This is a genomic window from Aromatoleum aromaticum EbN1, from assembly GCF_000025965.1.
Taxonomy (GTDB): Bacteria; Pseudomonadota; Gammaproteobacteria; order Burkholderiales; family Rhodocyclaceae; genus Aromatoleum; species Aromatoleum aromaticum.
The window spans coordinates 4,154,143-4,167,243 of the sequence record NC_006513.1; the positions used below are offsets into that span (position 1 = coordinate 4,154,143).

Sequence of the window (13,101 nt, forward strand, 5' to 3'; positions counted from 1 at the left end):
CTGAAGTGGCACTGGGCCAGCCTCGTGCAATCGCAATGCCCGTGGCGCTCCCCGTGCCGCTACAGGTTCCGCGTTCCCAGCCTGAAAACCGTTACAACGCCACCGCCAACCTTACCCGGTCATCGCCCCGTGATCTCCCGCGCGACATGGCGCCCGATCGCCATCGCCGCCGTGAGACCGGGCGATTCGATGCCGAACAGGTGAATGAGTCCGCGCACGCCATGCCGGCTCGGCCCGTCGATGCGGAAATCCGCATCCGGCATACCAGGGCCGGCGATCTTCGGACGCACGCCGGCATATCCCGGCACCAGCCGTCCATCTTCGAGCGCCGGCCACCAGCGGCGGATCGCGGCGTAAAAACGCTGCGCCCGCGCGGGATCGACGTCATAGGCAGGGGTATCGATCCATTCGACGTCCGGTCCAAACTTCGCCTGGCCGCCGAGATCGAGCGTCAGATGAACACCAAGCCCGCCGGGCTCGGGGATCGGATAGATCAGCCGCGAGAACGGCGCCTTGCCGCTCAAGGCGAAATACACGCCGCGCGCGAACCACGCGCGGGGCAGGTCTTCGGCGGTCGGGCCGCTGAGACGATGGCCGAGCGCCACGGCGTCGAGGCCGGACGCGTTGATGACCCAGCGCGCGCGCAGATCGCTCTCGCGCTCGCCGCCAACCTGCAGCACCATGCCTATGGAATCGGAATATCCATCGAGGACCGGACTGCCGAATGCGAACATCGCACCATCGCGCTCGGCGTCACCGAGCAGCGCAAACATCAGCGCGTGGCTGTCCACAATGCCGGTCGATGGCGACAGCAGCGCCGCGTGGACGTCCAGCGCCGGTTCAAACGCTGCAACTGCGGCACGATCGAGCTCGCGCAGGTCGCCCACCCCATTGGCTTCGGCACGCCTCCGGATCTGCCGCAGCGCGGCGGCTTGTTCGGCGCGCGCCGCGACGACGAGCTTGCCGCAGCGCGCGTACGGGATCGCCCGCTCGTGGCAGAACGCGTAAAGCATTTCGCGTCCCTCGACGCACAACCGCGCCTTGAGCGACCCGGGCGCATAGTAAAGGCCGGCGTGGATCACTTCGCTGTTGCGCGAGCTCACGCCGGTTCCGAAAGTCGCTTCGCGCTCGATCACGACGACTTCGCGCCCGGCAGCGGCGAGCGCGCGGGCGCATGCGAGACCGACGACGCCGGCACCGATGATCGCGCAATCGATGGTCTCCATTCCGTTCCTCCACGAGTTCTTTCCATTGCCGCAGGAGTACACCGCAGACATCCGCAGCCATGAAAACGGTTCCCCGTCGATCATGACCCCACGAATCCGGCCGGCCTTGAAGTCGGGTCAATACCAGAAAATTCGGGAATATCCGCGCCAGTATCGATCGGCTGGAGGGCTTCAGCGAGCCAGGGGAGCGGCCTCAGGACGGGACACGCCTCACCCGACGACTGCCACCGGGAAAATGGCAAGAGGAGATGGCATATAATGAAAAGCCACATTCCCCAAGTCATTGAAAGAAATGGAAAATGTGGCTCTTGAATGCTTATGGCGGAGAGGGTGGGATTCGAACCCACGGTAGGCTCGCACCTACGCCTGATTTCGAGTCAGGTACATTCGACCACTCTGCCACCTCTCCGCGTCCCGCGATCGTCTCGCGGGAGGGCGCATTATACGTACACGATCGATATCAAACAAGAAATAACTTCGCATGCCGAGCGGCATTTCAATGGCATGGACTGGAAGCGGACGGGCACGCTGGCGCCGCTGCTACTCGAACAACTGGGGACGGCCCGGCGTTTTCTCGAGGCTTCAGCCGCGGGGTTCGAGCACCTCGATCCCGCCCATCCACGGCACCAGGACCTTCGGCACGACGACCGAGCCGTCGGCCTGCTGGTAGTTCTCGAGCACGGCGACGAGCGTCCTGCCGACTGCCAGGCCCGAACCGTTCAGGGTGTGCACCAGTTCGTTCTTGCCCTGCGTGTTGCGGAACCGCGCCTGCATGCGGCGCGCCTGAAAGGCCCCGGTGCATGAGCACGACGAAATTTCGCGGTAAGTTTTCTGCGCCGGCAGCCACACTTCGAGGTCGTAGGTCTTGGCGGCGGAAAACCCCATGTCGCCGGTGCACAGCACGACTTTGCGATACGGCAACTCGAGCTTGCGGAGGATCGCCTCGGCGTGACCGGTCAGTTCCTCGAGCGCCGCCCATGACGCATCCGGATGTTCGATCCGCACCAGTTCCACCTTGTCGAACTGGTGCTGGCGGATCATGCCGCGCGTGTCACGACCGTAACTGCCTGCTTCGGAACGGAAGCACGGCGTGTGGCCGACGAACTTCAGCGGCAGCACATCGTGCGCGAGCAGCTCGTTGCGCACGATGTTCGTGATCGGGACTTCCGCGGTCGGGATCAGGTAGAAACGCCCGTCGTCCTTCATGACGGAAAACAGCTCGGCCTCGAACTTCGGCAGCTGGCCGGTGCCGAACATGCTGTCGGGGTTGACGAGATAGGGGACGTGGACCTCGGTGTAGCCATGTTCGCGGGTATGCACGTCGAGCATGAACTGGGCGAGCGCGCGATGCAGCCGCGCGAGGCCGTCGCGCATCAGTGCGAAACGCGAGCCCGAGATCTTCGCCGCAGTTTCGAAATCGAGTCCTCCGAGCCCGCTTCCGATATCGACGTGATCGCTGACCTCGAAGTCGAATTCCCGCGGCGTGCCCCAGCGGGCGATCTCGACGTTCGCCGACTCGTCACGGCCCGGAGGAACACTGTCGTGCGGCAGGTTCGGCAGGCCGGCGACGAACGCATTGATCCGCTCGAGGAGCGTCGCCAGCGCCTGTTCGTTCGCCTTCAGCTCGTCGCCGATGCCCCCGACTTCGGCCATCGCCGCCGAAGCGTCCTCTCCTCTGCTCTTCAGGACGCCGATCTGCTTCGACAGCGTGTTGCGGCGCGCCTGCAGGTCCTGGGTGCGCGTCTGCAGGGTCTTGCGCTCATTCTCCATGGACTGGAACGCGGCGGCGTCGAAATTTGCCCCCCGCGCGGCAAGCGCTGCCGCAACGGCGTCGATCTGGGTGCGTAGAAGCTGGATATCAAGCATGGCAATTCCGGAACTCGAGTGGATTCAATGGGAAAGCGGGGTTTTCTGGCAGGACATCTTCGGGCACCGCGCCGCTTTGTTCGCCGGCCTTTCGTCGGCCTCGTGAAGAGCTTGCGGCGATGCACAAATCCATTAATGGAATCAATCGTTTATAGCCGCTGCGATGGACAGGATTTCCTTGCATTCCGCGCCCTGTATCTTAAGCTTAGTAAGCCAACACCGCGGAAGACGGTGTGCGCAACACTAGAGGAGATCCCGATGTTGTCCATTAGAGACTGCCTTGATTATTGCGATTTGACCGATGACGAAGTTGCGCTCGTTGCAGAACACGAGGGCATTCCCGAAGGCGCCGCCGCGCAAGTTGTATGCGGCATGGTGCAAACCCCGGAAGGGGTGTTGATGTTGACGACCTACATGCAAGACCTTATCGAGCGAGCCACCAAACGTGGCGATCTCGAAAGGGCCGAGCGGGCAAGGAATGTGCGCGCCCGCTTCATGGCCGACCACCCCCTCCCGCACTGAAAGCTGTTCCTCCGCATCAATCCGCGTCTCGACTCGCGTCCTTCGGGACGCGCGTAGCCGCTTGGTTGTCGAGCTCGCGCAGATGCTCGAGCTTTGCCGCGATCCGCGCTTCCAGTCCGTACTGCGTCGGGCGATACCATCCGGGCGCCTTCATGCCGTCGGGCAGGTAGTTTTCGCCGGCGGCATAAGCCTCGGGTTCGTCATGCGCATAGCGATAAGCCTTGCCATGGCCCAGTTCCTTCATCAGGCGGGTCGGAGCGTTGCGCAGATGCAGCGGCACCGGACGCGAGACGTCCTGGGCGACGTGTTTGCGTGCGGCATTATAGGCTTTGTAGACTGCGTTGGATTTCGCCGCGCAGGCCAGGAAGACCGTTGCCTCGGCGAGGGCCAGTTCACCTTCGGGAGACCCCAGCCGTTCGTACGTCGCACAGGCGTTCAACGCGATTTCGAGTGCGCGCGGATCGGCGAGCCCGATGTCCTCGGTCGCCATGCGGATCAGGCGCCGTCCGAGATAGAGGGCATCCGCCCCCCCGTCCAGCATCCGGCACAGCCAATAAAGAGCGGCATCCGGATTCGAACCCCGCACCGATTTGTGCAGTGCAGATATCTGGTCGTAGAACGCTTCGCCTCCCTTGTCAAAGCGTCGCAGGCGAGTCGATAGCGCTTCGTCGACAAACTCGGGCGTCACCGTCACCACGCCTGCGGTTTCGGCGGCGACCTGAACCTGCTCGATGAGGTTCATCAGGCGCCGTGCGTCACCGTCGGCAAAACCGATCATGCGCTCGCGCGCGGCGGGCGCAAATTCCAGTTGCGGACACGCCAGCAGACGGGCGCGTTCGAACAGTTCGCCCTGCGCTTCGTCGTCGAGGGGTTCGAGCACGTAGACTGCCGCGCGCGACAGCAACGCCGAATTGACTTCGAACGACGGATTCTCGGTCGTCGCGCCGATCAGCGTCACGACGCCTTGCTCGACGTAAGGCAGAAACGCATCCTGCTGCGCCTTGTTGAAGCGATGCACCTCATCGACGAACAGGATCGTGTGGCGTCCGCGCGCCTTTTCAGTCTGCGCGTGCGCGACCGCTTCGCGAATGTCCTTGACTCCGGAGAACACCGCCGACAGTGCGATGAATTCCGCATCGAAAGCCTGCGCCATCAGGCGTGCAAGCGTCGTCTTGCCGACACCCGGAGGTCCCCACAGGATCATCGAATGCAGCTTGCCGGATTCGAAGGCGAGCCGCAGCGGCTTGCCGGGACCGAGCAGGTGGCGCTGGCCGGCGACCTCGGCGAGCGTCGTCGGGCGCATCCGCTCCGCGAGCGGTACGCGCGGCGGCTCGACGTCGTCGAAAAGGTCCGCCATCCGCGTCGCGCGTCAGTCGCCGATGACGTCGGCGCCCGCGGGCGGGACGAAACGGAACAGCGACGGATCGGGACGCGCGTTCGGTTCAAGCGACGTGAACACGATCATCGTCGTCTGGCCGAAGTTGTCCTGCAACTCCATGCGCTTCAACAGCTCCCCCGCGAGGCCCAGGCGTATCGACTGGAAACTGCTTTCCGCGTGCTTCGGTGTCGCCAGGACCCAGTCGAGCCCGTCGCCCGAGCCCGCTTCGGCGAGATCGAAGTCGCGGTCCAGCGTGCCGCTGCCCGCCAGGATCGCGGCCGGCGTGCTCCCGAGCGCGTCGCCGAGGCGCTTCACGGTGACCTGGTTCAGATCCCGGTCCCACGACCACAGTTTCTCGCCGTCGCTGACGAGCAGCTGCGGATACGGCTTGTCGTAGCTCCAGCGGAATTTGCCGGGCCGCAGGAACACGAAGCTGCCGCTCGCCTGCTGCGCCCGGCGCCCCGACGCGGACGACACGGTCTGTTCGAATTCGCCCTGCGCGCTGCGCGCGGTGTCGACGAACTCGCGCAGCTGCTCGACGCCGCTCGCCGCTGCCGCCGCTCCCGATGATATCCAGGCGGCTGCCGCGCACAGCAGCATGCGGGCCGTGAACGCTGCCGGACCCATGCCCCGATGTCTCATTCGGTCTCCTTCACCGGCGCAATCACTTCGCGATTGCCGTTGCTGCCCATCGTCGATACCAGGCCGGAACGTTCCATCTGTTCGATCAATCGTGCGGCGCGGTTGTAGCCAATGCGCAAATGTCGCTGCACGAGCGAAATCGACGGTCGCCGCGTCTTGACGACAATCTCCACGGCCTGGTCATAGAGCGGATCGGCCTCGCCATCGCCGCTGTCTCCGCCGCCGAGCGCGCCGTCAGCCTCCTCCTCGGCGGCCGAAAGAATCCCTTCGACATAATCCGGCGGACCGCTGTGCTTGAGATGGTCGACGACCTTGTGCACCTCGTCGTCGGCGACGAACGCGCCGTGCACCCGCACCGGCAGGCCGGTGCCGGGCGCGAGGTAAAGCATGTCGCCCATACCGAGCAAGGCTTCCGCGCCCATCTGGTCGAGGATCGTGCGCGAGTCGATCTTGCTCGACACCTGGAACGCGATGCGCGTCGGCACGTTCGCCTTGATCAGGCCGGTGATGACGTCCACCGACGGGCGCTGCGTCGCGAGAATCAGGTGGATGCCCGCCGCGCGCGCCTTCTGTGCAAGCCGCGCGATCAGCTCCTCGACCTTCTTGCCGACGACCATCATCATGTCGGCGAGCTCGTCGACGACGACGACGATGTGCGGCAGCGTCTCGAGCGGCTCCGGGTTGTCCGGGTTGATCGCGAAGGGGTTCGTCAGCGGTTTCTCGGCTTTCGCTGCGTCGGTGACGGCCTTGTTGAAGCCGGCGAGGTTGCGCACACCGACTGCCGCCATCAGCTTGTAGCGCTTGTCCATCTCGACGACGCACCAGTTCAGCGCGTTCGCCGCGTGCTTCATGTCGGTGACGACCGGCGCCAGCAGGTGCGGGATGCCCTCGTAGATCGACAATTCCAGCATCTTCGGGTCGACCATGATCAGCCGTACCTTCTCGGGCTCGGCCTTGTACAGCAGCGACAGGATCATCGCGTTGATGCCGACCGACTTGCCCGAGCCGGTCGTGCCGGCGACGAGCAGATGCGGCATCTTCGCGAGGTCTGCGACGACCGGCTGCCCGCCGATATCCTTGCCGAGCGCGACCGTCAGTGTCGAATGCATGTCCTGATACGCCTTCGAGCCCAGGATTTCGGACAGGCGCACCATCTGCCGTTTCGGGTTCGGCAGCTCCAGCGCCATGCACGACTTGCCGGGCACCGTCTCGACGACGCGGATCGACACCAGCGACAGCGCGCGCGAAAGATCTTTCGCCAGATTGACCACCTGGCTGCCCTTGACGCCGGTCGCCGGCTCGATTTCGTAGCGCGTCACGACCGGCCCGGGATAGGCCGCCAGCACTTTCACCTCGACGCCGAAATCCGCAAGTTTCGCTTCGATCAACCGCGATGTCGATTCCAGCAATTCGGCTGACGGCGGCTCGACGTCGGCAGACGGTTGATCCAGCAGCGCGAGCGGCGGCATCGATCCGGCCGGCAGATCGACGAAGAGCGGCTGCTGCCGGCCCTTCTCGACGCGCTCCGGTTTCGGCGTGTCGACCATCGCAGGCTCGATCCGCGCCGGCTCGATGCGCACGGACCGGGACGGTGCCGCTTCGGCTTTGCGCCGCTTCGGCTCGCCAAGCGCGTCGCCCTTCTGCGCGACCGGTTGCGCCGCCTTGCGCTCGGTTCGGCCACGCCATGCCTGCCGAAGCGTGCTGCACCCGCGTTCGACCGAAGTGCCGATCCGCTCGACGAGCGACAGCCACGAGATCCCGGAGAAAAGACTCAATCCGGACGCGAACAGCGCCAACAGCAGCAGGGTGCCGCCCGTAAAGCCGAGATAACGCTGCACCGCGGCGCCGAGTTCCATGCCGATGAGGCCGCCGGGCGCCAGCGGAATGCTTGCGCCGTGCGAGTGAAAACGCAGCGACTCGAGCGCGCTGCTCGCGACCAGCACGACGAAGAAACCCACCAGAACGATGAAGAACGACCGCCTGTCGAGGCGCAGGTCATGCTTCAGCCGGCGAAAGCCCCACACCAGCCCGTAGCCGAGAAAAACCACCCACCACCACGCGGACACGCCGAACAGGTAATACAGCAGATCCGCGAGCCACGCGCCAAAGCGCCCGCCCGGGTTGGCGATACGCGACACTTCGGCGGCGTGCGACCAGCCCGGATCGGCCTTGCTGTAGCCGAGCAGCACGAGGCCGACGTACAGCGACATCACGCCGAGAATCAGCCAGCGGGCTTCCTGCAACAGCAGCGAGATCTTTTCCGGCAAAGGTTGGGAACGTGAGGACAGGCGGGACGACATGAGGAGAAACTTGAGGGCGAAGGGAAACGACGGTGCGTAATTATATGCGATCCGTCAAAACGGCCGTTGCCGCTGTTGCGAAGGGAAACAGACCCGCCCGATTCAGACGCTCTGCAGGCGATCGCGCAGCACGATGCCGGCGCCGGTTTCCTCGATAAGCCCCTGCGCCGCGAGGTCCTTCATGACCCTGCTGACCATCTCGCGCGACGCCCCGATCATTTTCGCGATGTCCTGCTTCGTGATCTTGCGCACCACCACCACCGCCCCGTTCACTTCCTCCGACATTTCGAGCAACAGGCGCGCGACGCGGCCGTAGACGTCCATCAGCGCGAGGCTCTCGATCTTGCGATCGGCACTGCGCAGGCGGTCGGCGAGGTTGGCCATGATGCGCCAGGCCACTTCGAAGTTGCCCTGCAGGATCGTGCGAAAATCGTTCTTCGCGATCATCACGAGGTCGGAAGGCATCACCGCGACGACGGTCGCCGAGCGCGGCTGCTCGCCGAACATGCTCATCTCGCCGAACAGTTCGCCCTGCCCCAGAATCGTCAGGATCACCTCACGGCCATCTTCGTCGCTGACGACGACCTTGAGGCTCCCCGTCAGGACCAGGTAGACAAAATCGCAGCGCTCGCCTGCATGCACCACGCTCTGCCCGCGCGGGATGCGGCGCATCATCGCCAAGCGGGAAACCGTGGCCAGGGTGTCGTCGGACAAGCCCTGAAACAGCGAGAAGGTCTTCAAGGCGGTGGTGGAAACCGCGGTGGGCTGTGTCATGGCGACTCCGGAATGTGCTCGAACGGGCGTATCAGAAAACGGGAAAACTGGCGACGCACAATATCACTGATTTTACCGGAATCCGCGATTGACTTTCCCGACCGAACCCCAGCATCGCGTGGCGTCGATGAGGCACCTGCACTGATGAAAAACGCTTTTCGCGATCGTCCCGCACTATGGACATCATTGAATCGGCGGGACAAACCCCTCGGCTATAATCCCGCTGTCGCCAACCAGAAAGAAGATCACGCTATGACAACCAAGCACGCCCGCCTGCTCATCCTCGGCTCCGGCCCGGCCGGTTACACGGCCGCAGTGTACGCCGCCCGCGCCAACCTCGATCCGGTCCTGATCACGGGACTGGCGCAGGGCGGTCAGCTGATGACCACGACCGATGTCGACAACTGGCCCGCGGACGCCGATGGCGTGATGGGGCCTGACCTCATGGCCCGCTTCCAGAAGCACGCCGAACGCTTCAATACCGAGATGGTCTTCGATCACATCCACACCGTGAAGCTCGGCGAGAAACCGTTCCGGCTCGTCGGCGACGCCGGCGAATACACTTGTGACGCGCTGATCATCTCGACCGGCGCGACGGCGAAATATCTCGGCCTCCCGTCCGAAGAGAAATTCTCCGGCCGCGGCGTCTCCGCATGCGCGACCTGCGACGGTTTTTTTTACAAGAACCAGGACGTTGCAGTGATCGGCGGCGGCAACACGGCAGTCGAAGAAGCGTTGTACCTCGCCAACATCGCGAAGAAAGTCACGGTTGTGCATCGCCGCGAGAAGTTCCGCGCCGAGAAAATCCTCATCGACAAGATGATGGAGAAAGTCGCCGCCGGAAAGATCGAACTCGCGCTCAACTCGACGCTCGACGAAGTGCTGGGTGACAACACCGGCGTGACCGGCATGCGGGTCAGGGATGCGAATACCGGTGCGACCCGCGACGTCGCGCTGCAGGGCGTGTTCATCGCGATCGGCCACAAGCCGAACACCGACATTTTCGAAGGCCAGCTCGAGATGGAAAACGGCTACATCATCACCAAGGGCGGCCGCGAAGGCGACGCCACGGCGACCAGCGTGGCCGGCGTGTTCGCCGCGGGCGACGTGCAGGATCACATCTACCGTCAGGCGGTGACATCCGCAGGCACGGGCTGCATGGCCGCACTCGATGCGGAGCGCTACCTGGACACGCTCGCCGGCTGAGCACGACGATGACCCGGCGGCTTCCCCCTGCTGCACCGAAACCGGGAAGCCGGACCGGGCGAACATCGCATGCCTTCGAAGAACTTGCCGCCTTGCGCGGCAAGCTGAAACCGGCCGCGAGCAGCCAAAAGCCTGCGAAGCCGGAGATGCCCCACCCGGGTGCGGCAAAAAACACCCGCGACGCGACGGCCGCCGGAGTTCTCCCCGGCGCGTCCGCCGATGACGATCCGGCGCTGTTCCGCGAGGCTGTGCGGGATGTCGCACCAATCACGAAAGGGTGCGGACGAGCGGAAATCGAGACGCCGAAGCCGGCACCGGTACCGCGTCCGCAACCGCTCGAACCTGACACCCCCTCTCCCGCCGTGCGCGCGTCCCTCGATGGACTCGAGGACGCAGCGCTCTTTCGCTCGGCGACCGGCGACGTGACGCCGCTTCGCGACACCGGTCACGCGGAGCTCGGTCGCGCCCGTCCGTCGCCGTATCCACTGCACATGCGCGACGAGGACCGGCATCGCATCGAGACGGACCCGGCGTCGCTGCTGTTGCCGCCCGATCACGACGCGCTCGATCCGGCGGAGCTTTTCCGTCATGCGGTGCGCGGCGCCCGACAGATCGAATCACGCGACCGGGTCGAGCTGCAGCCTCCGCCGCCCCGCCCGGAGCCATTGAAGCACAGCGAAGACGAGCAGGCTGCGTTGCGCGAATCGCTCGACGCGCCGATGAGCCTCGAAGACCGGCTGGAAATGGGGGACGAGGCGATCTTCCTGCGCCCCGGCCTGCCACGCCGCGTGCTGATGGACTTGCGCCGCGGGCGCTGGGTGCTGCAGGGAGAAGTGGACCTGCACGGCTACAATCGGGACGACGCCCGCGAAGCGCTGGCACGCTTTCTCGCGGCGAGCCTGCAGCAGGGGCGCCGCTGCGTGCGGGTGATTCACGGCAAGGGGCTGGGGTCACCGGGCAAACTGTCGATCCTCAAGCACCTGTCGCGCGGCTGGCTCGCGCAACGCGAGGAAATCCTCGCGTTCTGCCAGGCCGGCCCGAACAAAGGCGGCTCCGGAGCGCTGCTGGTGCTGCTGAGGGCCGGCAATCCGCCGAAGGAGTGAACGCAGCCCGCAAGCCGGAAGGAAGCAATCAGATTGCGGCTTCGTCCGTTTCGCCGGTGCGGATGCGCACGACCTGCTCGACAGCCGTGACGAAGATCTTGCCGTCGCCGATCTTGCCGGTGCGCGCAGCCTTGATGATCGCTTCGACCGCCTGGTCCACGAGGTCGTCGCCGAGGACGATTTCGACCTTGATTTTCGGCAGGAAATCAACGACGTACTCGGCGCCGCGATACAACTCGGTGTGGCCTTTCTGGCGGCCGAAGCCCTTGACCTCCGACACGGTCAGACCAGCGATGCCGACTTCGGACAGCGCTTCACGGACCTCGTCGAGCTTGAACGGCTTGATGACGGCTTCGATTTTCTTCATGTAATTTCTCCTCGAGGGCTGGCGGACGCCGATTCGGCTCGGTCCTGCGCAGTCAGTATTCGTCCTGATAGCGCGATGTTATCGGATAACGCCAGTCCCTGCCGAAACCGCGCCTCGTCACCCGGATGCCGACCGGCGACTGGCGGCGCTTGTATTCGTTGCGCTTGAGCATCGCGACGGTGCGCCTCACGTCGGCTTCGGGGAAGCCGCGCGCGATGATCTCGCGCGGCGACTCGTCACGCTCCATGTAGGCCTCGATGATCGCGTCGAGCACGTCGTACGGCGGCAGCGAATCCTGGTCGGTCTGGTCCGGTTTGAGCTCGGCCGACGGCGGCCGGGTGATGATGTTCTCGGGCATTACCGGACTGACCGTGTTGCGCCAGCGCGACAGGCGGAACACGAAAGTCTTGTACAAGTCCTTCAGCACCGCGAAGCCGCCTGCCATGTCGCCGTACAGCGTCGCGTAGCCGGTTGCCATCTCGCTCTTGTTGCCGGTCGTCAGCACGATCGCGCCGGTCTTGTTCGACAGCGCCATCAGGATCATGCCGCGGATGCGGCTCTGCAGGTTTTCCTCGGTGGTGTCCGCCGGCAGCCCCTCGAACTGCCGGGCGAGCAGGTCGGCGAACGTGTTCATCGCCGGCTCGATCGGGATTTCGTCGTAGCGCACGCCGAGGTTCGCGACCAGTGCGCGCGAATCGTCGAGGCTCATCTGCGCCGTGTAGGGCGAAGGCATCATCACCGCACGCACCCGCTCCGGCCCGAGCGCGTCGACGGCGATGCACAGCGTCAGCGCGGAGTCGATGCCGCCGGACAGGCCGATGATCGCGCCGGGAAAACCGTTCTTGCCGAGGTAGTCGCGCACACCGGTCTTGAGCGCTTCGTAGACTTCCTCCTCGATCGGCCGTGCGGGAACGATTTCGCCCGGCTCCCAGCGTCCGCCGCGAAAATGCAGCACGTCGAGCCGCTCCTCGAACGAAGCCGCCTGATACCTGACTTGGCCGTCCGCGTCGAGCGCGAACGATGCGCCGTCGAACACCAGTTCGTCCTGGCCGCCGACCATGTTGCAATAGACCACCGGCAGGCCGGTGTCGGCGACGCGCCCGCGCAGCACTTCGTAGCGGCGCGCGAGCTTGTTCATGTGGTACGGCGATGCGTTCAGGCCGAGCAGCAGTTCCGCGCCTTCGGCACGCACCAGTTCGGCCGGGCCCGACTCCCACAGGTCGGCGCAGATATTGACGCCGAGCTTCACGCCGTTCAGTTCGAACACGCACGCGTCGAGGCCGCGGTCGAAATAGCGTTCCTCGTCGAACACTTCGTAGTTCGGCAGCAGATGCTTGTGATAGGTGGCGAGGACTTCGCCGTCGCGAATCACCGACGCGGCGTTGTAGCGCCAGTCGCGCCGCTCTTCCGGATGCCCGAGCACCAGCGTGATGCCGTCGGTGTGCAAAGCGATGCGTGCCACTTCGCGGCTGCATGCGCGGTAGAAATCCGGGCGCAACAGCAGGTCTTCGGGCGGATAGCCGGATAGCGCCAGTTCAGGCGTCAGCAACAGGTCGGCGCCAGCCGCGCGAGCCTGGTCGAGAGCGCGGATGATCCGGTCGGCATTGGCCGTGAGGTCGCCGACGGTAAAATTGAGCTGGGCGACAGCGATAGCGAGCGTTTTGTCCATGGGCGCAACTATACCGTTTCAGCCTGCAATCGGCGGACCACGAGCCCC

At 64.8% G+C, this 13,101-nt stretch carries 11 protein-coding genes and 1 tRNA gene; 3 read left to right on the forward strand and 9 right to left on the reverse strand.

Annotated features, from left to right (window positions below; translation table 11 throughout):
• Positions 1 to 119: 119 nt before the first annotated feature.
• The 3 genes from EBN1_RS19770 to serS all read right to left on the reverse strand — a co-directional run bounded on the left by EBN1_RS19770 (position 120) and on the right by serS (position 3,092).
• Entirely contained in the window at positions 120 to 1,277 is a 1,158-nt protein-coding gene (locus EBN1_RS19770) for an NAD(P)/FAD-dependent oxidoreductase (RefSeq protein WP_241762881.1), read from the reverse strand.
• Positions 1,278 to 1,545: 268 nt separating this feature from the next.
• A tRNA-Ser gene (locus EBN1_RS19775) sits at positions 1,546 to 1,635 on the reverse strand.
• Between the two features lie 173 nt (positions 1,636 to 1,808).
• Entirely contained in the window at positions 1,809 to 3,092 is a 1,284-nt protein-coding gene (gene serS / locus EBN1_RS19780) for a serine--tRNA ligase (protein ID WP_011239761.1), read from the reverse strand.
• Between the two features lie 258 nt (positions 3,093 to 3,350).
• Here serS and EBN1_RS19785 point away from each other — a divergent pair, with 258 nt between their 5' ends.
• A complete protein-coding gene (locus EBN1_RS19785) occupies positions 3,351 to 3,614 on the forward strand; it encodes a hypothetical protein (protein WP_041646626.1) in 264 nt (87 codons plus the stop codon).
• Between the two features lie 16 nt (positions 3,615 to 3,630).
• Here EBN1_RS19785 and EBN1_RS19790 read toward each other — a convergent pair whose 3' ends face one another.
• From EBN1_RS19790 to EBN1_RS19805, 4 genes are all read right to left on the reverse strand, one after another.
• Positions 3,631 to 4,971, reverse strand: coding sequence for a replication-associated recombination protein A (locus EBN1_RS19790; protein WP_011239763.1), 1,341 nt, complete (start codon positions 4,969 to 4,971; stop codon positions 3,631 to 3,633).
• Positions 4,972 to 4,983: 12 nt separating this feature from the next.
• Complete coding sequence (gene lolA, locus EBN1_RS19795) at positions 4,984 to 5,634, reverse strand: outer membrane lipoprotein periplasmic chaperone LolA (protein WP_011239764.1); 651 nt, start codon at positions 5,632 to 5,634, stop codon at positions 4,984 to 4,986.
• Positions 5,631 to 7,934, reverse strand: coding sequence for a DNA translocase FtsK (locus EBN1_RS19800; protein ID WP_011239765.1), 2,304 nt, complete (start codon positions 7,932 to 7,934; stop codon positions 5,631 to 5,633). The genes lolA and EBN1_RS19800 overlap by 4 nt, the downstream gene beginning before the upstream one ends.
• A 102-nt stretch (positions 7,935 to 8,036) precedes the next feature.
• Complete coding sequence (locus EBN1_RS19805) at positions 8,037 to 8,708, reverse strand: Crp/Fnr family transcriptional regulator (RefSeq protein WP_011239766.1); 672 nt, start codon at positions 8,706 to 8,708, stop codon at positions 8,037 to 8,039.
• Positions 8,709 to 8,960: 252 nt separating this feature from the next.
• Between EBN1_RS19805 and trxB the strand changes: the two genes are divergently transcribed.
• Both trxB and EBN1_RS19815 read left to right on the forward strand, forming a co-directional pair.
• Positions 8,961 to 9,914 carry a thioredoxin-disulfide reductase gene (gene trxB / locus EBN1_RS19810; protein WP_011239767.1) on the forward strand — a complete coding sequence of 318 codons (954 nt, stop codon included), beginning with the start codon at positions 8,961 to 8,963 and terminating at the stop codon, positions 9,912 to 9,914.
• A gap of 146 nt (positions 9,915 to 10,060) precedes the next feature.
• Positions 10,061 to 11,017, forward strand: coding sequence for a Smr/MutS family protein (locus EBN1_RS19815; protein WP_241762779.1), 957 nt, complete (start codon positions 10,061 to 10,063; stop codon positions 11,015 to 11,017).
• A 28-nt stretch (positions 11,018 to 11,045) separates the two neighbouring features.
• On the opposite strand, the gene EBN1_RS19820 is transcribed toward EBN1_RS19815, so the two are convergent.
• Positions 11,046 to 11,384 (reverse strand): P-II family nitrogen regulator, encoded by a 339-nt coding sequence (locus EBN1_RS19820; RefSeq protein WP_011239769.1) that lies wholly within the window; start codon positions 11,382 to 11,384, stop codon positions 11,046 to 11,048.
• 52 nt (positions 11,385 to 11,436) lie between these two features.
• Positions 11,437 to 13,053, reverse strand: coding sequence for an NAD+ synthase (locus EBN1_RS19825; protein ID WP_011239770.1), 1,617 nt, complete (start codon positions 13,051 to 13,053; stop codon positions 11,437 to 11,439).
• Positions 13,054 to 13,101: the final 48 nt, after the last annotated feature.